This window comes from Pseudomonas sp. RHF3.3-3 (genome assembly GCF_048069595.1).
GTDB lineage: Bacteria > Pseudomonadota > Gammaproteobacteria > Pseudomonadales > Pseudomonadaceae > Aquipseudomonas > Aquipseudomonas fuscovaginae_B.
This window is the reverse complement of sequence record NZ_CP182250.1, coordinates 3,172,811-3,192,792: the sequence shown is the minus strand read 5'-3', so window position 1 is coordinate 3,192,792 and position 19,982 is coordinate 3,172,811. Positions and strand designations below refer to the sequence as shown.

Below are 19,982 nucleotides of genomic sequence, written 5' to 3'. Positions count from 1 at the left end.
TTACCGCAGGCCCTGGCGGCGGGGCACCTACCCTGGCCCTTCGAATCAACAATCGGGCCCGCTCCCATGACCGCAACGACCGCAACAACCGGCAGCGACCACGCTGCCGGCTCCCCTGCCCCGGCTCTCAACCGCCACCAGGCCTTTATCGCCAGCCGCCTGCCGGCGCCGCTGACGCAACCCGGCTCGGCCTGCCTCAAGCCGCTGCTCGACATCAACCCCACCACCCCGGCCTGGTACAGCCGGGCCGACGCCAGCCTGCGCAGCGCCCTGGAAAACAGCCAACTGGCGCGCTGCACCAGCCAGCACCAACTCGAAAGCCTGCTCGGCCGCATCACGCCCCTGGAGACCTTCGCCGCCCCGCTGCTGAAAACGGCCATCCAGCAGGAAACCGGCCTGGACCTGGACGTGCGCAACACCTATTTCGTGCGCCGCCTGCACGTACGGCGCCCCTCCAGCCTGGGCGGGCTGTTCGACTTTTCCGCCGGCGACCCCAAGCGGCGCACCTGGTACTGGGATGTCTCGTTGCTGGAGGCCGCCCTGCACAACTTCACCGCCGGCGAAGCGGCCCAGCCGCCCAACGAGGGCGACGAGTTCATCACCCACGACCACAGCACCGCCGACGTGCGGATCGGCGCCTACGACAAGGACCGTACCCTGCCCCTGGCGCCGGAGCGCTTCGCCACGCTGTGCCGCACCCTCGACCTGGGGCAACGCTACCAGACGCATCTCACCGCGGTGCTCAATCCCGAAGAAGCCGCGCAAAAGGCCCTGGTACGCCAGACCTGGACCACGCACCTGCACAACCAACTGGCCGAGGCTGTCCACCTGGCGCGGATGCAGGCGCACATCCCGGACGACGCCTACCAGATGCTCCGGCAGTGGCTGGCCGGCCGCACCGATATCCGCCTGGGCGATCATGCCGTGACCCCCGGCTGCCTGCGCATGCTCGGTGTCGACCTGAGCGACATCCTCTTCCTGCGCCCCGAGTCCGGCCCGTCACTGCGGCGCTGCGTGGTCTACATCCCCGGCGACGACCAGCATCCCGTGCGCCACTACGACTCCAGCGCCGACTTCATGGTCGCCTTGCGCACGCGCCTGCACCAGGCCCGCTACCGGCGCTTCTTCGCCCAGTTCGTGCCAGTGCGTGAACAGGCGGCATTCTTCATTGCCCTGAAAAAGCGCCTGGACCCCGCCGACCGCCACGCGCTGTGGGACGACTACACCGTCGACCCAGCACGGCACGTCGGGCTGGACCTGGTCGAGCAGTCGCTGCGGGTCGGTACCCGCCCGTCCCTGCAGACGGCGCTCAAGGATCAGTGCGAACTGAAGATCGGCCGCCTGCTCGGCGACGCCCGCGCCCTGGCCGTGCCCACCGACGACGAGGATCGCGAGGCGCGCATCGCCCGCTTCCTGGGCTTCGTCGATGCGGCCATGGACCTGCTCAACCTGCTGGTGTTCGTCCCCGGCCTCGGCCAGGTGATGCTGCTGGCCATGGGCACCCGCCTGCTCCACGAGGTGTACTCGGGCATCGAGGCCTGGGAAGCCGGCGACACCCGCCAGGCCTGGGCCCACCTGCTCGGCGTGGCGGTGAACCTGGCCCTGATCGGCACCGCCGGCGTGGTGCTGCCCCATGTCGACACCTCGGCCTTCGTCGACGGACTGATCCCGGTGAGTGTCCGTGAAGGCGTCTCGCGGCTGTGGAAGCCCGACCTCGCCCCCTACCGGCACCAGCCGAACCTGCCAGCCCGCAGCCAAGCCAATGAACTGGGCCTGCACGAGGCGGCGGACGGGGCCTACCTGCAGTTGGAGGGCCACTACCACCGCCTGGACGCCATCGGACCGGGCTATTATCGCGCCCGCCACAGCCAGGCCGCCGAACTGCTCAACCCCTATGCCGCCGAATTTCGCAGCAACGGCGCCGGCGCCTGGCAACACGAACTCGAGCAGCCCCTGGGCTGGAGCGACGAGCGCCTGTTCCAGCGGCTGGGCGCCGAGGCTACCAGCCTCGACGCCGCGACCGCCCGCCGCCTCCAGCACATCAGCGGCGTCGACAGCGATGTGCTGCGCGCCACCCACCAGAACGTCGAGCGGCCACCGGCCCTGCTCAGCGACAGCGTGACCCGCTTCGCCCTCGACCGCGACCTCGGCCGCCTGGTGCAACGCCTGCAGGACGGCGGTGCGTCCAGTGGCAGCCTCGATGAGCTGCACATGGAACTGCAACTGCTGACCACCGACCCGGTCTGGCCGCGCACCAAGGTGCTCAGGCTGTTCAACGCCGCGGGCCGGACGATTCAAGAATACCCGGCGAGCGTCGACGCCCAGGTCCCGCGGATCGACGTGCGCTGGCCGGACCTGGACGCCGACGGCCTGCTCCAGCAGGTGCTGGGCAAGCTCGACGAAAGCGAGATCCGCAGCCTGCTGCGCGAGGAATTCGGCCAGGCCACCACCAGCCTCCCGGCCCGGGTCGCGTCCCTGCGCCGGCGCCTGGCCGGGGATGCGGTGAAGCGGCGCGCCGACCTGTTCGAGTCGCACTACCGCTACCGCACCGCCGGCAGCCGTGGCGAACCGGGCGCCGGGGTGCTCAAGCAGCACTTCCCCGGCCTGCCGGACCCGATCGCCGCGGAGCTGGCCCGTGGCGCCGATGCCCTGGAACGCCAACGACTGATCAGCGGGCGCCTGCCGGCGCGCCTGGGCCGGGAAGCCCGCCACTACCTGCGCAACGTGCGCCTGGCGCGTCAGTACGAATTGCTGTACCTCGACTCGGCCAGCCAGGCCGAGGCCTACCGTATCGTCCTGAGCATGCTGCGCAAGCTGCCGGGCTGGTCGAGCCAGGTGCGCCTGGAAATCCGCGACCGCTTCTTTGGCGGCCCGCTGCTCGACAGCCTCGGCCCGGACACGGCGCCGATCCGCAAGGTGCTGGTCAGGGACGGCGAGCAGTACCTGGCCCATGACGCCGACGGCGAGGAACTGCACGGCCCGGACGACCTCTACGCCAGCGTGCTGCACGCCCTGCCCGATACCGAACGCGCCGCGCTGGGCTTTGCCCATGTCGGCCAGGGCGCCCAACTGAAACAGGCCCTGCGCGCCCTGCCGCCGCTGCCGCGCGAGGACCTGGCCCGCCTGCTGGCCCTGGCGTCGCTGAAGCCGGGCTTTCGCCCGCCGATGCGCCTGGCCGACGGCCGGGTCGGCTACGCCCTCAGCGGGCGCGGCGAAGGCCTGAGCCGACGCGACGGCCTGGCGCGCCAGCTGTACCCGAACCTGTCCGTCGAGCAGGTGGAGGCCCTGCACGATCTGGGCACCTTGCGCCCGGCCGAAGCCCTGGCCCGGCTGGAGGCCCTGCAAGCCGAATACCGCGCCCTGGAAACCACCCTGCAAGCCTGGCAACGCGAACCGCAGAGCTATATCCAGGCCTTCAACAGAGGCCGGGCCATGGCCGGGATCCTCCGCTGCTGGCGCCATGAAATGGAGCCCGGCGCCATCGGCCTGCTCAAGCTCAAGGGCAACCTGGGCCACCTGCCGGTGCTCCCGGCCAGTTTCGACCAGGTCACTGCGGTGCACCTGGAACACCTGGAGCTGGAGGACTGGTCGACGCTCACGGATTTCCTCGGCCACTTCGCCAAGCTGGAACGCATCGACGCCTCCAGCCACCTGCTGCCGCACCTGGCCCCGCCGTTTCGGCAGTTGCCGGGCATCCGCTACCTGCGGCTGCTGGACAACTACGCGACCGCGCTCGGCCCCGACAGCCAGGGTTACTACCGCTTCAACGGTGGCAGCGACACGCTGTATGCCTTCAAGCACGAGGACGGCAGCTGGGCCCCGGTCACCCCACCGCCGGGCCGCTTCGATGCCACTGGCCAGTTGGTTTCCCCCAGGCAGCTGCCGTCCTGGACCGACGGCGAAATCTGGCAGCACTACCGGCTGCAGGGCACGGCCGCCGACGCGTTCCGCAACCAGGCCGCCCTCACCGGCAAGAGCCCCGCCTGGGAGTATCCGGGTTCGCGCGAGCGCGCCCGGACCCGGCTGCTGCGCGACCTCAAGTGGGCGTTCCCGGAAAAGACCACCCCGGAGCGTGCCGAGCTGCTCAAGGGCTACAACCTGCTGCCCAGCCAGTGGCCGCTGCTGAAAAAGGCCCTGCAGGACACCGGCCGGATCCCCGACTGGGCCGAAAGGCACAAGATGCAGATGCAGGATGCCGGCAACCTGCAACGCTTCGACCTGTTGCAGGCCGAGGTGGTCCCGCAGATCCGCCATCTGCGCAACTTCGAGCTCGCCAAGCTCGAACTCGACCGGGATTTCCCCGACTACTACACCCAGGATTTTCTCGACGCCTTCCTGCTCAAGATCGGCTACCAGCGCAATATCCGCAATTGCCTGTACCGCACGGACATCCCGGCGATGTTCCGCAGCGACGACCGCACCCCGTTCGAACTGGCCCGCGACAACACAATGCTGGCCCGCGAGGCACCCGGCGAGGAACGCGCGACCACCGAGGAGGCCCTGAGCGCCAGTTTCAGCCTCGACGATGCCAAAAGTTATGGCCTGGGGGGCGGCCCGGGTGAAGGGCAATTGCGCTACAACAGCCAGTTCGACCGTTACCCGGGCGGCCGCGATTCCGACTCGGACATGCAGACCGAGGGCGACGCCGACAGCCAGATGGAAAGCGGCTCGGACGCCGACAGCGATGAGCCGTGGAACCGCGAGCGCGGCTACAGCCCACGCCGTCTGCGCCAGAGCGTGGCGTTCCTTTACATGATCGACACCCGGGGCATCGAGGTGGTCCCCGGCCAGGAGAACGAGTTCTTCAACAGCGCCGGTCCCCAGGGGCTGTTTCCCAACGACGACATCGAAGGCGAAATCTCCGTGCCGGCGCTGGGGCTGAGTGCCGACCGGGTCTGGCTGGTCAACTCTAGCCATACCCGCGCCGCCAATGTGCACGCGATCAACGAGGCGGCGGGCGAACAGGCCGCCGGCATCGAGCACGACACCTGGGACGGCGTCGAGAACCAGACCGTGTACGACGACCTGATCGACCAGGTCGCGGTGTCCGGCGGGCAGGTGGTGACGGCACCGCCCAACAGCTCGATCTTCTCCGATGACGTGGTGTGGCCGCATCCGCAGCCGTCGGCCTGAAGCTGAACGGTGGCTTCTGGCCGATCATGGCCAGAAGCCCAGGCGCCGCGAATCAGCCGGCCGGCAAGCGCTGGCCGGACGCCCAGTCGCCTTCGAGCAGCGAATCCACCACCGCTCGTGCCATTTCCACCGAGTGCAGCAGGCTCCAGAACAGCGAACGTTCGAAGGGGTCGGTGTGCAGGCTGAGTTCGTCGCCATTGAGCTGCGCCGATTCGAGCAGGCGCGAGACGTGGGTCAGCGCGTCATAGGCATTGACGCCTGGCTGGATGGCGAACAGCGAAGGTTTGCCGGGGGATTCGGCGGTGACGGGTTTGGCGCGGGTGACGGTGAGGGGGGCGAGTGAGTCGTCGGCGTCGTGTTCTGACGGGGGATCGGGGGTGAGTTTCTTGGTCATTGCGTAAAGCTCCTCAAGCAATAAAGGAGCTTGTCACCCACGCTGCAACACGGAAGGTGGCAAGCCATGCGCAGGTTTGCAGACCGGTGCTTGAGGAACCCTCCCGGTAGGCCGAAGCCTCCTGCGCACAGCTCGCCATGACACGAGCGTAAAAATGCCGCTTTCGCGGCGCTGTGCGCCTCAAGCATCCGGGCTGCAAAACCCGCGTCGCTGAATTTGCAGCGACCTGCGGACTGTATTCCCAGCACCTTGGCGCACACCATAGTGTCCCACGCCTGATTGTCGTGGGACATATTGGATTGTGTTGAAGGTTGTTTCTTACAGGATCAGCCCTTGGCCAGCGACCCCGACACCGGCAGGCTGTCCAGCAGCCGCAAGCCAGTGGTTTTCACGAAGGTCGCGTAGTCCATCGGCCGCTCGATGCGGGTTTCGGCGTTCGGCAGCACGTAGGCCCAGGCGCGGCCCGAAGCGCTGTCATAGACCAGCTTGAACAGGCGCGTCGGCACCCAGACATTGTTGTCGCCGACCGTGCCATGGCCTTCGTCGAACAGCGGGCCGGTGAACACATAGACGTTGCCGCCCGCACGCTGGGCGAACTTGCGCACGTCGGCCTCGACCTTGCTCCAGATCTTGCGATTGTTGGTCGGGTCCTGCGGCACCATGTTCGACAGCGCGAACGATTGGGCCATGGCATTCGGCGTCGGCGCATCGGCCGCCGGCGCCTGGTGCCCGCGGTCCACCGCCGGCTGCTGGGCGCGATAGTCGCTCAGCTCGGCGCGGCCGCCCTTGGGAATGCGCGGGTCGGGGTAGAACTGGTTGGTGCGTTCCTCACCCTTGGCGTCCTTGAGCTGCGCGGCGTTCAGGCGCTCGACCACCACCAGTGGGGTCTTGCTGGTTTGCGAATACAGCACCGCGAAGGTGTCGGAGCACAGCGCCATCGGTTTCATGCTCGCCGGTACGCTGCCGAGGTTGATCGGCCGCGCGTTCGGGAACAGTTGCGCGCAACCGTCGAACGAGGCCTGGCGCTCCTGGCTGGAATACAGGTCGAGGGCCGCGCTCTGGCTGATGGAGCCTGCGCGGTGCCCCGACTTTTCGTGTGCCGCGGGCGTGTCGAGAAAATCCAGCACACTGCGCGCCTGCACCGCGCCGCTGGTAAACAACAAAAGGGCTGACAAACCAACTGCTAACTTGCCTGGTTTCATGCGTCGCTTCTTTACTCGGGAGGGTCGAAAAAAATCCTGCAAAGCCCTCTAGGTCGGGGCTCGGCGAGGCTTCTACCATCCACTGCCGGCAAAGGACAAGAAAATCCTGCAACGAGCGTAGGAATCGGCGAAAAGCTGGCAGACTGACAGTACCTAACCCGGAAAACCCGACGATTTTCCGCCGCCATGGCGTTAAACTGCCCGGCCCTTTCCGACTGCCGACGTTAGCCCGATGAATCCGCAAGCCCTGTCCACCCTCCATGCCCACCTGCTCGACGCCCTGGCGAACCCGCCCACGGAGACCCGCAGGCTGTTCCATGGCCGTGGCCGTTGCTGGCCGGGGCTGGAGCAACTGACCGTGGACTGGCTGCAGGGCGTGCTGATGGTCTCGCTGTTCCGCGAGGCGGAGGCCGCGCAACTGGACGCGCTCAAAACCACGCTCGGCGAACTGGGCCGCTCGCCGGCCTGGCAGGCCAGTGGCGCCCATACCCTGTTGCTGCAGCACCGCTACCTGCCGCTGAGCCCGGCCGAATGGCTGCTGGGCGAGCCCATCGACGAGTGGACCCTGACCGAAGGCGGCCTCAAGTACCGGGTCGACCTCGGCAAGAAGCAGAACAACGGCCTGTTCCTCGACATGCGCTACGGCCGCGACTGGGTCCGCGCCCAGGCCGGTGGCAAGCGGGTGCTCAACCTGTTCGCCTACACCTGCGGTTTCTCGGTGGCGGCCATCGAGGGTGGCGCCGAGCGCGTGGTCAACCTGGACATGTCCCGCGCGGCGCTGAGCCGCGGTCGCGACAACCATCGCCTGAACGGCCACGACCTGGGCAAGGTGGCGTTTCTCGGCCATGACCTGTTCAAGTCCTGGGGCAAGGTGATCAATGGCGGCCCCTACGACCTGGTGATCATCGACCCGCCGTCGTTCCAGAAAGGCAGCTTCCTGCTGACCAAGGACTACCAGCGGGTACTGCGCCGCCTGCCGGAACTGCTGGCCGAAGGCGGCATGGTGCTGGCCTGCATGAACGACCCGTCGCTGGGTCCGGACTTCCTCATCGAGGGCGTGACCCGCGAGGTACCGGGCCTGCGCTTCGAACAACGGCTGGAGAATCCGCCGGAGTTTCCCGACAGCGATGCCGATTGTGGCCTGAAGGCCCTGGTGTTCCGGCTACATCCCGGCCAGGCCTGAACATGCGGGGCGAGCCGGCTGGCCCGTTCGCCCGATACGCCCAGGCGGTTTGCGTCACATGTCGCGAATCGGCAAGCTGTCGACCAACAAGAAACCTATATTCAACCGATCGTTCCCACGCTCCGCGTGGGAACGCTCATTAATCTATCTGCCCAACCGCGAGGCTGTTGTGTCCAGAGGCATCGTTTTATCGGTATCGGCGTCCTGCCTGTTCGCCGTCATGTATTTCTACACCTCCCTGCTGTCGCCGCTCAACGGCGAGGACATCTTCGGTTGGCGCATGCTGCTGACCGTGCCCTGCATGACCGTATTCATGCTGATTTCCGGCGACTGGAAACTGGTGCCGACTCTCGTCGCGCGCATCGCCCGGCAGCCGGCGCTGCTGCTCACGCTGATGGCCTCCTCGGCGCTGCTCGGCGTGCAGTTGTGGATTTTCCTCTGGGCGCCGCTCAACGGCCACAGCCTGAACGTGTCCCTGGGCTACTTCCTGCTGCCGCTGACCATGGTGCTGACCGGGCGCATCGTCTACGGCGAACGGCTGTCGCGGCTGCAACTGCTCGCCGCCCTGCTCGCCCTCGGCGGCGTGCTCAACGAGCTGTACCAGGTGGGCCGGGTATCCTGGACCACCCTGGTGGTCGCTGGCGGCTATCCGGTGTACTTCGTGCTGCGCCGGCGCATCGGCACCGACAACCTCGGTGGCCTGTGGTTCGACATGGCGCTGCTGCTGCCGGTGTCCTGGTGGTTCGTGCACAGCGGGGAGCAGGGCTTCGCCGTGGTCGACCAGCGCCCGGCGCTGTATGCGCTGATCCCCGGGCTGGGGCTGATCAGCACCGCGGCGCTGATCTGCTACCTGCTGGCCAGCCGCAAGCTGCCGTTCGGCCTGTTCGGCCTGCTCGGTTATGTCGAACCGGTGCTGCTGGTGTTCGTCGCCCTGCTGCTGGGCGAAAGCATCGCCCCGGGCGAATGGCTGACCTACATCCCGATCTGGCTGGCGGTGGCGGTACTGGTGCTCGAAGGGGTCAAGCGCCTGCTGAGGCAGCGCCGGGCCCAGTAGCCCCTGCACCGTGTCCACCGGTGGAAGAGCGGAGGGTCTTGCGGCACGGGCTGTTGCCATTCGGTCCGAGAGGCGGCGGATTGATACCCGCCGCCTTCGCCTGGACGACTGCCGCCCCAGCCTGCCTGGCTCAGAGGGCCGCAAAGCCGCGCTGCAGATCCTCGATCAATGACTCCACCGCCTCCAAGCCGATATGCAGGCGAATCACCGGATGGCTCGCCGCCACCGGGAACTGCCGATCGCCCAGGTCGGCCAGGGTCACCAGGCTCTCGTAACCGCCCCACGATGCCCCCAGCCCGAACACTTGCAAGGCATCGATGAACGCCTCGGCCTGGCGCCTGTCGGCTTCGGCGAACTCGAATGACAACAACCCATTGCTGCCACTGAAGTCGCGCCGCCACAGCGCATGCCCCGGATGCTCCGGCAACGCCGGATGGAACACCCGCCGCACCTGCGGCTGCGCCTTGAGCCACTGGGCAATTTCCAGGGCCTGGCGCTGGTGCACCTCCAGCCGCGCCGCCAGGGTCCGCGCACCGCGCAGCACCAGGTAGGCGTCGTCCGGGCTGACCGTGTTGCCGAAGCTGTCGCTCATGCGCGCCAACGCCGGCCAGGCCGCCTGGGTGGTGCAAACGCTGCCCATGACCACATCGCTGTGGCCGGCCAGGTACTTGGTCAGGGCCATGATCGAGATGTCCGCACCGAGCGCCAGCGGCCGGTACTGGTAGGCCGAGCCCCAGGTGTTGTCCACCGCCACCAGGATGTTGCGCGGCTTGCACAGGGCGACGATCGCCGGCAGGTCGGCCAATTCGTACAGCAAGGAACCGGGCACCTCGCAGTAGACCAGCCGCGTGTTGGCCCGCAGCCGCGCGGCGAGGTCCTGGCCATCGGCCGGAAAGTACTCGACCTCGATGCCGAACGGCCCGAGAAACTCTTTCGCCAGTGTGCGCACCGGCCCGTATACGCCGTCGGTGATCAGCACATGATCGCCCGGCCGCAGGTAGGCCAGCAGGGTCTGCGCCACCGCCGCCAGGCCGGTGCCGAACAGCCGCGTGCGGTAGCCGCCTTCCAGTTCGCTCACCAGGTCCTCCAGGGCGAAGGCCGTGGGGTTGCCACGGGCGCCGTAGCTCAGCACCTGTTCATGGTCGCGCCGACGGCGGGCATCACGCATCTGCGCGACGTTGTCGAACAGCACCGTGCTCAGGCGCGTCACCGGCACGTTCACCGCCCGTGCCCCGCTGCCCGCCGCAGTACGGGCCGCGTGGACCAGGCGGGTGCGCACAGCGCTGGCAGCCGCCGGTTTCAGCGGCTTCAGGCTGGCGATTTCGGCCGCGGTCATCTGCCCCAGCAGGCCGGTCTCCCAGGCCAGGTACTGGCGCGCCGCGTCCTTGTTGCCCGAGTGGCGGTCGTGGGTGAAGAACAGAAAGTCGATACAACGCTCATCAGGCAAGGCGGCCGCGTCGCTCACCAGCGGCAGGCCGGCCGCCTGCCAACGGGCGAGGTCGCCCGCCAGCAATCGGGCAGCGGCCTGTTGCGCCGCCGGCAGTTCCAGCAGTGCCAGGCGCGCCACTGCCGGGTCGTCGGCGATCAGCACCAGTGGCCGCCCTTCCCCGGCCAGCTCGGCGGCCAGCAACGGGCGGATCGACCACTGCGAACCGGCCACATGGTTTTTGCGAAAGCTCATGCTCGGCCGCAGGTCGATCAGCGCCACCCGCCGTTCGGCCCACTCACGCACCAGCACCTCGGGCTCGATCCGCGGCAGCTCGGGCAACGACGGCAGCGTCGTCACCGGCAGTTGCAGGCCGCTGTGCAAGCCCTCCGCCAACACCTGGGCATTGTGCCCCAGTTGTCGCAGCCAACTGGCAACGATCGGCGCCCGCACACCATCGTCGTCGAACAGCACCAGCCGCGCCTGGCGCACGCCGATATACAGGTCGGTGGCCTGGATCAGTTGGCCGCCAGGCGTGTGCTGCGCGCCGGGCAGGCTGCCACGGGAGAATTCCTCGGCACTGCGCACATCGCAGAGAAACAGGCTGCCCGCGGCGCTGGCGGCCCAGGCTGCGACCTCGGCGGCGCTGACGCTCGGCACGCCGGCACGCTGCGCCAGATGCCGGGCGGCGGCGCGCTGTTGCTCGACGCCAGCCGGCGCCTGCTCGTCGCGGTAGCGCCGGGTGCTGCCATGTTCCAGTGGCAGGTCGGCCAGGTACCAGCCCTGGGTGCCGTTTTCCAGGGCGTAGACCGGGTTCTTCACCCCCAGGTTGATCAGCGTCTGCGCGCCGATGATGCTGCGGGTGCGGCCGGCGCAGTTGACCACCACCGGCGTCGACTCGTCCGGCACCAGGTCGTGCAGGCGGTAGCCCAGCTCGCCGTTGGGGCAGCAGATGGAACCGGGGATGGTCATCTTGCGGTATTCGTCGAACGGCCGGCCGTCGAGCAGCACCAGCGGCTTGCCCTCGGCCTGCCAGGCCGCCAGTTCGCCGGCGCTGAGATGGGGCGTATGGCAGGCCTCTTCCACCCGTTCGCCAAAGGCCTTGGACGGCACGTGGACACCGGCGAACAGTTGCAGGCCGGCAGCCTGCCAGCCATCGGCGCCGCCTTCGAGGCGATGCACCTGGCGGTAGCCGAGGTCGGCCAGGCGCCGGGCCGCGCGCAACGACAGCTCGCCGCCGTCCTGGTCGTAGATCACCAGGCGCACCGCCGGGTTCGGCGCCAGGCGCCGAGCTTCCAGTTCCAGGCGGCTATAAGGCAGGTGCACGCCATGGAACAGGTGCGCCTCGCCGTACTGGCCGTGTTCGCGGAGGTCGAACAGGGCGATTTCCCGGCCATCGAACAGCCACGTCTGCAACTGTGCCGGGGTAATGGTTGTGCTCACGAAAGCCTCGTCTCGGGATAAAGATGTCATTCCAGCACCAGCGACCGTTCGGCCGGCGCCACCTCGCGGCCGCGGACATAGGCCCGCTGCACCGCCGGCCGGGCCTGGATGCGCTCGCGCCAGGCCCGGATCGCCGGGTAGTCGGCCAGGTCGAAGCCCTGGCGGCGCGGCTGGATCCAGGGAAAGATCGCCATGTCGGCGATGCTGTAGTCGCCGGCCACGTAGTCGCGCCCGTCCAGGCGCCGCTCCAGCACCTCGTACAGGCGGGTCGCCTCGCCCTGCAGCAGGTCGAGGGCGAACGGAATCGGCTCCGGGGCCTTTTCCCGGAACAACTGCCACTGGCTCAGGTACGGGGTGACATGCCCGACCTGCCAGAACAGCCACTCCTGCACGCGCTGGCGCTGGACGCTGCCGGCCGCGGGCAGGAAGCGCCCGGCCTTGTCCGCCAGATACGTCAGGATAGCCCCGGATTCGAACAGGCTCAGCGGCTCGCTGCCGGTGCTCGGCGTGTGGTCGACGATCGCCGGAATGCGGCCATTGGCGCTGATCTGCCGGAATGCCGCGGCGCGCTGCTCTCCAGCGCGGATGTTCACCGGTTGCAGGCGGTGGTCCAGGCCCAGCTCTTCGAGCAGGATGCCGATCTTCAGGCCATTGGCGGTCGGCCAGTAGTAGAGGTCGATCATCAGGCGTAGGCCTTGATCGAAGGCGCCATCTGCGACTTGTTGTAGTTGAGGACGGTGCCGTCGTCCTGCACGCCGTAGCGGCCTTCGAGGGATTCCAGAGGGCGCCCGTAGAGGTGGAAATGCAGGGTCGCCTGTTCGCCGTCGACGCGGATGCTGTGCAGGTCCTCGCCGAGGAAGGCGATCGAGGTGCCGGGCTGCACCACCACCTCGCGCTCCAGTTCCAGCACCGCGCGGGCCGGGTCGCGGCCATCGTCGCGGCGGGTGTAGACACGGTTCAGTTCCTGGCCCTCGACGGCGCTGATCACCGCCCAGGTCTCGTGGTTGTGGGCGATGGTGCTCTTGCCCGGCAGCAGCGAGTTCAGGTACAGGGTCGGGGTTTCGCCGTCGTCGTTGAGGCGGTAGCGGAACGCGGTGTTGCCCTCGCCCGCCACCGGCGCCGGGAAATGATCGAAGTTGAACAGATCGCGGCGCTCGGCCAGTTCTTCCAGCAGGGCAACGATGGCTTGCAGGGCCGCGCGGTCGACGCCACGCTGGTGGATGGCGCGGATCTTCACCAGGAAGGTTTCGATCACGTTGGCGCGTTCGGTGGTGCTCATGGCAGGCTCCTTGTAGGTGCGTCAGATGGACAGGCTGAAGGGGCTGATATTGGTCAGGCGGTACGGGTCGGCCTGTACCGGACGACGGTTGTCGCCCAGGGCATGCCGGAGGAACTCGCGGGTCCGCTCGCTTTGCGGCTGCTGGAAAATCCGTTGCGCACTGCCGGATTCGACGATCCGGCCGTTCTCGGTGAAATACACCACGTCGCTGATCTCCTCGGCGAAACGCATTTCGTGGGTCACCAGCACGCAGGTCATGCCTTCCTCGGTCAGCTCGCGGATCACCGTCAGCACTTCGCCGACGGTTTCCGGGTCGAGGGCCGAGGTCACTTCGTCGAACAGGATCAGTTCCGGGCGCATCGCCAGGGTGCGGGCAATCGCCACCCGCTGCTGCTGGCCGCCGGAGAGCTGGCCGGGGTAGGCCTCGGCCTTGTGCTCCATGCGCACCTTGGCCAGCAGTTGCCGGGCCTGCCGCTCGGCCTCGGCACGGCTGCGGCCGAGCACCTTGCAGGGGGCGATCAGCAGGTTCTCCAGCACCGACAGGTGCGGGAACAGGTTGTACTGCTGGAAGACGAAACCGACCCGCTTGCGTAGCTCGATCAGTTCGGCCTCGCGCTGCAGGCGGTGCACCTCGGTGTCACCGACACGGATGCTGCCGCGCTGCGGCTTGAGCAGCCCGGTGATGCAGCGCAAAATGGTCGATTTGCCCGAGCCGGACGGGCCGATGACCGACACCGCCTGGCCGCGCTGCACGTCCAGGTCGATGCCCTTGAGGACCGGGTTGGCGCCGAACGACAGGTGCAGGTCGCGCAGGCTGACCAGGGGTTCAGTAGAAGGCATAGCGGCGCTCCAGGCGTTGGGTCAGGCGGGAAATCGGGTAGCAATAGGCGAAGAACAGCGCCAGCACGCTGAAGTAGATCAGCACGGTGAAGCCGGTCCGGTTGACGGTGTTGCTGGCGATCTGCGCGGTGTCGATCAGGTCGTGCACGCCCACCAGCGAGGCCAGCGCGGTACCCATGGTGATCACCGCATAGAGGTTCATCCACGGCGGCAGCATGCGCTTGAAGCACTGCGGCAGGATGATCGAGCGAAACAGCTGGCCGCGGCTGAACGCCAGCGAACGCGCCGCTTCCCACTGGGTCGACGGAATCGAGCCGATGGCACCGCGAAAGATCTCGGCGACGTTGGCGCTGGCCGGCAACGCCAGGCCGAGGGTGACCTTCACCCAGTCGGGGAATGGCAGGTAGTAGCCGCCGACGTGGATCTCGAACGGGAACACGTAGGTGGTGAAGTAGATCAGCACCAGCCACGGCGCGTTGCGAAACAGTTGCACCCACAGCCGCGCCGGCAGGCGCAACAGCCGCAACGGCGACAGGCCGAGGGCGCCGATCAACAGGCCGAGCAGCGAGCCGAGGGCGATCGCCAGCAGGCTGATCAGGATGTTCTGGCCGAAGCCCGCCGCCAGCGCCGGGCTCCAGCGCAGCAACGATTCGACCACCGCGGTTTCAATGGCCATAGCCGGGCATCCTCAGGCGCGCTTCCAGGTAGCGGCCGACACAGTTGACGATAAAGCTGAGCAGGCCGAAGAAGCTGAGGATCAGGATCATCAGTTCCAGCACGTTGTCGCTCTGGGTCCAGATCATGATCGAGGCGTAGGTGATATCGCCGACAGCGATGGCCGAGGCCACGGCGGTCATCTTCACCAGGTCGATCAGGTTGTTCACCAGCGCCGGCAAGGCGAAGCGCAGGGCCAGCGGCAATTGCACGTTCCACAGCAATTGCCGGCGGCTGAAGGCCAGGGAGCTGGCGGCTTCGAGGGTCACCGGCGGCACCGCCTCGATCCCCGCACGCAGCGCCTCGGCATGGAAGGCGCCCTTGTGCAGGGAGATCACGATCACCACCCAGGCGAACGGCGTCAGCGGGTTGGCCGCGCCCACCGCCTGGGTCAGCAGCATGTTCAGCACCAGGAAGGCGCAATACAGCTGGACCAGGGTCGGCGTGTTGCGCGTGACCTCGACGAAGACCCGCGCCGGACGCGCCAGCCATCGGCTGGCGCTGGTGAGCATGGCGGCCAGGACCACCCCGGCCAGCAGGCTGCCGACAAGGGTCAGCCCGCACAGCAGCAAGGTGGTCCAGGCCCCCTCCAGCAGGCTGCCGCGCTGGTAGGCGTCGAGCAGGAAGCGATAGTTGAGGCCCAGTTGCGCGGCCCATTGCACGAACGTTTCCATCAACCGCGATCCTCGACCAGCCGGGCGCAGGCCGCAGCGATCCGCCGGCCGGCTTCACGGACGCTGTCGGTGGCGGTGGCGATCGACAGCCGCAGCCACGGCGACAGGCCGTAGGCGCTACCGGCCACGGCGGCCACGCCCGCCTCCAGCAGGTAATCCACCAGGTCGTTATCGCTGGCGATCAGGCCCCCGTCGGGACGGCGCCGGCCGATCAGGCCGGCGCAGCGGATGAACAGGAAAAAACCGCCTTCGGGCACCAGCACCTGCAAGCCGTCCACCCCGCTCAACGCGGCCACCAGCACGTCGCGCCGCTCGCGATAGGCCGCCACCTGCGCCGGCAGGAAATCCAGCCCGCCCTGGTAGGCGGCCAAGGCCGCGGCCTGGCTCACCGAGGACGCCCCGGAAGCCGACTGCGACTGCACCACCGCCATGGCCGCGGTGAGCACCTGCGGGCCGGCGCCGAAGCCGATGCGCCAGCCGGTCATGGCGTAGGTCTTGGACACCCCGCCCACCAGCAGGCAACGTGGCTGCAGGTCCGGCGCGACATTGAGCAGGTTGAGCGGTGGCTGGCCGTCGAAACGGATGTGTTCGTAGAGTTCGTCGAGCAGCACCAGCACCTTGGGATGCCGGCGCAGCACCTCGGCCAGCGCCTGCAGCTCGGCGGCGCTGTACACCGCACCACTGGGGTTGCCGGGGCTGTTGAGGATCAGCCAGCGGGTACGCTCGCCGATCAGCGCTTCGAGCTGCGCGGGCGTCAGCTTGCAGCCCTGCTCCAGGCTCGACTGCACGAACACCGGCTCGCCGCCGTTGATCCGCACGCTGTCGGGAAACGACGGCCAGTACGGCACCGGCACCAGCACCTCATCGCCCTCGTCTAGGGTCGCGGCGAAGGCGTTGAAGATGATCTGCTTGGCACCGTTGGCGATGACGATGCCGGCCAGCGGGTAGTCCAGGCGGTTTTCCTCGGCCAGTTTGCGCCGTACCGCTTCACGCAGGGCGCGCACCCCGGGGGTGGCGGTGTACTTGGTGGCGCCGGCGGCAATCGCCGCGCAGGCGGCCTGCTTGATGTGCCCGGGGGTGTCGAAGTCCGGCTCGCCGGTGGTCAGGTCGAGAATGTCCCGCCCGGCCTCGCGCAGCTCGGTGGCGCGGGACTTGGCGGCGGCATTGGCCGACAGCGAGACCTTCTGTACCCGCCGGGAAAGTTGAACGGTCATGGCAGCACCTTGCCTGGGTTGAGCAGCCCGCGGGGGTCGAGGGCCTGTTTGATCCGACGCATCAGGTCCAGCTCCACCGGGCTCTTGACCTGCGCCAGCAGCTCGCGCTTGCGCTGGCCGATACCGTGTTCGGCGCTGATGGAGCCGCCGAAGGCGTGGGTGTTGCGGTGCACCAGCTCGCTGAGGGCGGCGTAGTGGGCCATGTGCGCCTCAACCGGCTGGCCCAGGGGGGCGGCGACGTTATAGTGCAGGTTGCCGTCGCCCAGGTGGCCGAAGGTCAGGTTGCGCACGCCGGGGAAATGTTCCTGCAACAAGGCATCGGTGCTGGCGACGAACTCGACGATGCGCGAGATCGGCAGCGAAATGTCGTGCTTCATGTTGCGCCCTTCGCGGGCCTGGGCCTCGCTCATGTTCTCGCGCAACTGCCACAGCGCAGCGCTCTGGGCCAGGCTCTCGGCGATCAGCGCATCGGCCAGCAGACCGGCCTCGAAGGCCTCGCCCAGTACCCGCTCGAACGCCGCGCGGGCGTGTTCGGCGCTGTGGTTGTCGGACAGTTCGAGCAGCGCGAACCACGGCTGCCGCGCCGTGGCGAACGGCTGCGGGCCGTCGGGGAACTGCTGGCGCAGCAACGCCAGGCAGGCCGCGGACATCAGTTCGAAGGCGGTCAGGTCGGCGCCGAAACCGGCGCGGGCATGGGACAGGAAACTCACCGCCTGGGCCAGCGAGTCGAAGGCCAGCAAGGCGGTGCTCCGGGCCTTGGGCAGCGGGAACAGCTTGAGGGTCGCGGCGGTGATGATACCCAGGGTGCCTTCGCTGCCGATGAACAGGTCACGCAGGTCGTAGCCGGTGTTGTCCTTGCGCAAGCCGCGCAGGCCGTTCCAGATCTCGCCGTCGGCGGTGACCACTTCCAGGCCCAGGGTCAGCTCGCGGGTATTGCCGTAGCGCAGTACCCCGGTACCGCCGGCGTTGGTGCCGAGGTTGCCGCCCAGGGTGCAACTGCCTTCGGCGCCCAGGCTCAGGGGGAACAGACGGTCGGCCTGGCGGGCGGCATCCTGCAGGTGCTGCAGGATGCAACCGGCCTCGACGGTGACGGTGTCGTTGTCGGTATCGAGCTGGCGGATGCGGTTCATCCGGTCCAGGCGCAGCAGCACGCTGCGGCCGCTGTCGTCCGGCGTGGCGGCGCCCATCAGCCCGGTGTTGCCGCCCTGCACCACCAGCGGCGCGCCATGGTGGGCACACACACGCACCACGGCGGCGACTTCCTCGGTGCTGGCCGGGTGCACCACCGCCACCACCTTGCCGTGATAGACCCGGTGCTTGTCACTCAACCAGGCCGCCCCGTCGGCACCGTCGCGGACATGGGCGGCGCCCAGCAACTGCTGCAACTGGCTGAACAGCAGGCTCATGGCGCGGCCGCCAGGGGGGCGCTGTTGCGGTACTGCTCATGCAGCTTGAGCAGGGCCTGGGACGGCGGCATGCCGGTGCGCTTGCCCAGTTCGATCAACCAGCCGCTGCGATGCCAGTCGCGGACGATGGCGTCCAGGCGGGCCTGGGTGTCCCGCTCACCCTTGCGGACCCAGATCACCGACGGCGACGGGATCAGGTCGTCGGGCAAGGGAATCTCGTAGCCGCTCCACTCGGCCTCGTCGAGCAGGCTGTGCATGGTCGGGCTGACGTGCACCGCCGCCACGCAACCGTTGCCGCGCAGCGACAGCAGCGACTCGGACTGGCTGCGGAAGGCCTTGATTTGCGCGCCGTAGGTTTCCTGCAGCGGCTTGATGAAGTTGCTGCCCTGGGACACGCACACCGGCTTGCCCTTGAGGTCTTCCCAGCGAGCGATGCCGGCGCCCTTGCGGATCAGCGCGGCGCCGCCGACTTCCTCGTAGGGGGTGGGCACGTAGTCGAGGATTTCGGCGCGTTCTTCGGTCAGTTGCATGTTGGCGACCAGCACGTCGACCTTGCCCTGCTGGAGGAATTGCACGCGGTTGGGGGCCAGGACCGAGACGGTTTCCAGTTCGACGCCCAGGCGTTCGGCGATGCCCTTGGCCAGCTCGACGTTGTAGCCCTGGTGGGCACCGGTGGCGGGGTCGATGGTGCCGAACGGCGGACCGCTGAGGATCACCCCGACACTGATCCTGTGGCGTTGCTGGATTTTGTCCAGGGTGGCGTCGGCGTGGGCCAGGCCGGTGAGCAGCGCCAGGGCCAGCGGCATGTACTTGAGCATCGCGGTATGTCCTTTGGATGGTGGGGAGGACCCGAGGGCCTCTTCGCGGGCAAGCCGCGCTCCTACAGGGTCCGTGTCGTACATAAGGCGTTTGTACGCCGCAGCTTTGTAGGAGCGTGGCTTACCCGCGAAGAGGCCCCCAAACCTCACAAACACTCAGCGGCTGAACATCAGCCCTTGTATTTCTCGTGCAACTCCACCAGCGCCGGCGACGCCGGGGCGATGTGGTTGCGCGTCTCGGCCTCGATCAGCCAGCCGCTGCGGTGCAGGCCCTGCACCACGCTGTCCAGGCGCTTCTGGGTGTCGGTCTCGCCGGTGCGGGTCCAGATCACCGACGGCGCCGGGTTCAGCTCCGGGGTCAGCACGCGGTAGTCCTTCCACTCCGGGTTGCCGGCCACCAGCGGGTTGATCAGCGTCGAGTCGTGCACCGCCGCCACGCAGTTGTTGCCGCGCAGGGCCAGCAGGGACTCCGACGAGCTCTTGAACGCCTTGATGTCCGCGCCCAGTTCGGTCAGCGGCTTGACGTAGCTGCTGCCCTGGGAAGTGCACACCGGCTGGCCCTTGAGGTCTTCCCAACGGGCGACCTTGCTGTCCTTGGGCAGCGCGGCGGCACCCCCGATCCTGTAGAACGGCGTCGGCACATGGCCGAGGATCGCATCGCGTTCCTGGGTCCATTCCATGTTGGCGATCAGCAGGTCGACCTTGCCCTGCTGCAGGAACTGCACGCGGTTGGCCGGCAGCACCGGCACCAGTTCCACCGCCACGCCGAGGTCCTTGCCCAGGGCGTTCGCCAGGTCGACGTTGAGCCCCTTGGGGTCCTGGGTCGCCGGGTCGATGGAGCCGAACGGGCCACCGGACAGCACCACGCCGACCACCAGCTTGTGCCGCTGCTGGATCTTGTCCAGGGTGGCATCGGCCTGGGCCGCGGCGCTCGCGCCAAAGGCCAGCAAGGCGCCGAGCACGGTGGGCAGGAAGCGATGGATCGGTGTGCGCGTGAACTGCATGGTTATCCCCTCGATGGCGGCCGGCGTCTCCCGGCCTCGTTGCCCCGCATGCTAGGGACGGCCCTCCACGAACGGAAATGCAAATATCTAATATTGTTATAACTTTCTGGTTATTAGTTTTTTGAAAAAATGGCATAACCCGTATTTACAGGGACTTTATTGGGGACTTGCATTTTTATCTCGCCATATACATAAGAA

The 19,982-nt window shown here is 67.8% G+C and carries 15 protein-coding genes; 3 read left to right on the top strand and 12 right to left on the bottom strand.

What is annotated here, in order from left to right; translation table 11 throughout:
- Positions 1 to 66: 66 nt before the first annotated feature.
- Complete coding sequence (locus ACMGT0_RS14680) at positions 67 to 5,133, top strand: dermonecrotic toxin domain-containing protein (protein ID WP_416773195.1); 5,067 nt, start codon at positions 67 to 69, stop codon at positions 5,131 to 5,133.
- A 52-nt stretch (positions 5,134 to 5,185) separates the two neighbouring features.
- On the opposite strand, the gene ACMGT0_RS14675 is transcribed toward ACMGT0_RS14680, so the two are convergent.
- Both ACMGT0_RS14675 and ACMGT0_RS14670 read right to left on the bottom strand, forming a co-directional pair.
- The gene (locus tag ACMGT0_RS14675; RefSeq protein WP_416773193.1) at positions 5,186 to 5,527 is read right to left on the bottom strand and encodes a hypothetical protein; all 342 of its coding nucleotides are present in this window, start codon (positions 5,525 to 5,527) and stop codon (positions 5,186 to 5,188) included.
- 326 nt (positions 5,528 to 5,853) lie between these two features.
- Positions 5,854 to 6,729 carry a DNA/RNA non-specific endonuclease gene (locus ACMGT0_RS14670; protein ID WP_054058291.1) on the bottom strand — a complete coding sequence of 292 codons (876 nt, stop codon included), beginning with the start codon at positions 6,727 to 6,729 and terminating at the stop codon, positions 5,854 to 5,856.
- A 232-nt stretch (positions 6,730 to 6,961) separates the two neighbouring features.
- Between ACMGT0_RS14670 and ACMGT0_RS14665 the strand changes: the two genes are divergently transcribed.
- Both ACMGT0_RS14665 and rarD read left to right on the top strand, forming a co-directional pair.
- On the top strand, positions 6,962 to 7,912 hold the full coding sequence (locus ACMGT0_RS14665) for a class I SAM-dependent methyltransferase (RefSeq protein WP_416773191.1): 951 nt from the start codon (positions 6,962 to 6,964) through the stop codon (positions 7,910 to 7,912).
- Between the two features lie 169 nt (positions 7,913 to 8,081).
- Positions 8,082 to 8,966 (top strand): EamA family transporter RarD, encoded by an 885-nt coding sequence (rarD, locus tag ACMGT0_RS14660; RefSeq protein WP_054058294.1) that lies wholly within the window; start codon positions 8,082 to 8,084, stop codon positions 8,964 to 8,966.
- Positions 8,967 to 9,096: 130 nt separating this feature from the next.
- Here the strand turns inward: rarD and metC are convergent, their stop codons facing one another.
- From metC to ACMGT0_RS14610, 10 genes are all read right to left on the bottom strand, one after another.
- Entirely contained in the window at positions 9,097 to 11,835 is a 2,739-nt protein-coding gene (gene metC / locus ACMGT0_RS14655) for a cystathionine beta-lyase (protein ID WP_416773189.1), read from the bottom strand.
- Positions 11,836 to 11,861: 26 nt separating this feature from the next.
- Entirely contained in the window at positions 11,862 to 12,518 is a 657-nt protein-coding gene (locus tag ACMGT0_RS14650) for a glutathione binding-like protein (protein ID WP_054062348.1), read from the bottom strand.
- Complete coding sequence (locus ACMGT0_RS14645; protein WP_054061546.1) at positions 12,518 to 13,114, bottom strand: cysteine dioxygenase; 597 nt, start codon at positions 13,112 to 13,114, stop codon at positions 12,518 to 12,520. The genes ACMGT0_RS14650 and ACMGT0_RS14645 overlap by 1 nt, the downstream gene beginning before the upstream one ends.
- Positions 13,115 to 13,135: 21 nt before the next feature.
- On the bottom strand, positions 13,136 to 13,954 hold the full coding sequence (locus tag ACMGT0_RS14640) for an amino acid ABC transporter ATP-binding protein (RefSeq protein ID WP_054062349.1): 819 nt from the start codon (positions 13,952 to 13,954) through the stop codon (positions 13,136 to 13,138).
- A complete protein-coding gene (locus ACMGT0_RS14635) occupies positions 13,941 to 14,630 on the bottom strand; it encodes an amino acid ABC transporter permease (protein WP_054061548.1) in 690 nt (229 codons plus the stop codon). The genes ACMGT0_RS14640 and ACMGT0_RS14635 overlap by 14 nt, the downstream gene beginning before the upstream one ends.
- A complete protein-coding gene (locus ACMGT0_RS14630; RefSeq protein WP_054061549.1) occupies positions 14,620 to 15,342 on the bottom strand; it encodes an amino acid ABC transporter permease in 723 nt (240 codons plus the stop codon). Before ACMGT0_RS14630 ends, ACMGT0_RS14635 begins: the two co-directional genes overlap by 11 nt.
- A complete protein-coding gene (locus ACMGT0_RS14625; protein WP_416773187.1) occupies positions 15,342 to 16,556 on the bottom strand; it encodes an aminotransferase class I/II-fold pyridoxal phosphate-dependent enzyme in 1,215 nt (404 codons plus the stop codon). Before ACMGT0_RS14625 ends, ACMGT0_RS14630 begins: the two co-directional genes overlap by 1 nt.
- Positions 16,553 to 17,962: an FAD-binding oxidoreductase gene (locus ACMGT0_RS14620; RefSeq protein ID WP_416773186.1), complete on the bottom strand. Its 1,410-nt coding sequence runs from the start codon at positions 17,960 to 17,962 to the stop codon at positions 16,553 to 16,555. Before ACMGT0_RS14620 ends, ACMGT0_RS14625 begins: the two co-directional genes overlap by 4 nt.
- A complete protein-coding gene (locus tag ACMGT0_RS14615) occupies positions 17,959 to 18,780 on the bottom strand; it encodes a transporter substrate-binding domain-containing protein (protein ID WP_416773185.1) in 822 nt (273 codons plus the stop codon). Before ACMGT0_RS14615 ends, ACMGT0_RS14620 begins: the two co-directional genes overlap by 4 nt.
- A 170-nt stretch (positions 18,781 to 18,950) precedes the next feature.
- On the bottom strand, positions 18,951 to 19,784 hold the full coding sequence (locus ACMGT0_RS14610; protein WP_416773184.1) for a transporter substrate-binding domain-containing protein: 834 nt from the start codon (positions 19,782 to 19,784) through the stop codon (positions 18,951 to 18,953).
- Positions 19,785 to 19,982 lie beyond the last annotated feature (198 nt).

Coding starts and splice junctions, on each gene's coding strand:
- ACMGT0_RS14635 (WP_054061548.1), bottom strand. CDS start 14,630: ATGGCCATTGAAACCGCGGTGGTCGAATCGTTGCTGCGCTGGAGCCCG.
- ACMGT0_RS14640 (WP_054062349.1), bottom strand. CDS start 13,954: ATGCCTTCTACTGAACCCCTGGTCAGCCTGCGCGACCTGCACCTGTCG.
- ACMGT0_RS14625 (WP_416773187.1), bottom strand. CDS start 16,556: ATGACCGTTCAACTTTCCCGGCGGGTACAGAAGGTCTCGCTGTCGGCC.
- ACMGT0_RS14615 (WP_416773185.1), bottom strand. CDS start 18,780: ATGCTCAAGTACATGCCGCTGGCCCTGGCGCTGCTCACCGGCCTGGCC.
- ACMGT0_RS14665 (WP_416773191.1), top strand. CDS start 6,962: ATGAATCCGCAAGCCCTGTCCACCCTCCATGCCCACCTGCTCGACGCC.
- ACMGT0_RS14610 (WP_416773184.1), bottom strand. CDS start 19,784: ATGCAGTTCACGCGCACACCGATCCATCGCTTCCTGCCCACCGTGCTC.
- ACMGT0_RS14675 (WP_416773193.1), bottom strand. CDS start 5,527: ATGACCAAGAAACTCACCCCCGATCCCCCGTCAGAACACGACGCCGAC.
- ACMGT0_RS14670 (WP_054058291.1), bottom strand. CDS start 6,729: ATGAAACCAGGCAAGTTAGCAGTTGGTTTGTCAGCCCTTTTGTTGTTT.
- ACMGT0_RS14645 (WP_054061546.1), bottom strand. CDS start 13,114: ATGAGCACCACCGAACGCGCCAACGTGATCGAAACCTTCCTGGTGAAG.
- ACMGT0_RS14620 (WP_416773186.1), bottom strand. CDS start 17,962: ATGAGCCTGCTGTTCAGCCAGTTGCAGCAGTTGCTGGGCGCCGCCCAT.
- ACMGT0_RS14650 (WP_054062348.1), bottom strand. CDS start 12,518: ATGATCGACCTCTACTACTGGCCGACCGCCAATGGCCTGAAGATCGGC.
- ACMGT0_RS14680 (WP_416773195.1), top strand. CDS start 67: ATGACCGCAACGACCGCAACAACCGGCAGCGACCACGCTGCCGGCTCC.
- ACMGT0_RS14630 (WP_054061549.1), bottom strand. CDS start 15,342: ATGGAAACGTTCGTGCAATGGGCCGCGCAACTGGGCCTCAACTATCGC.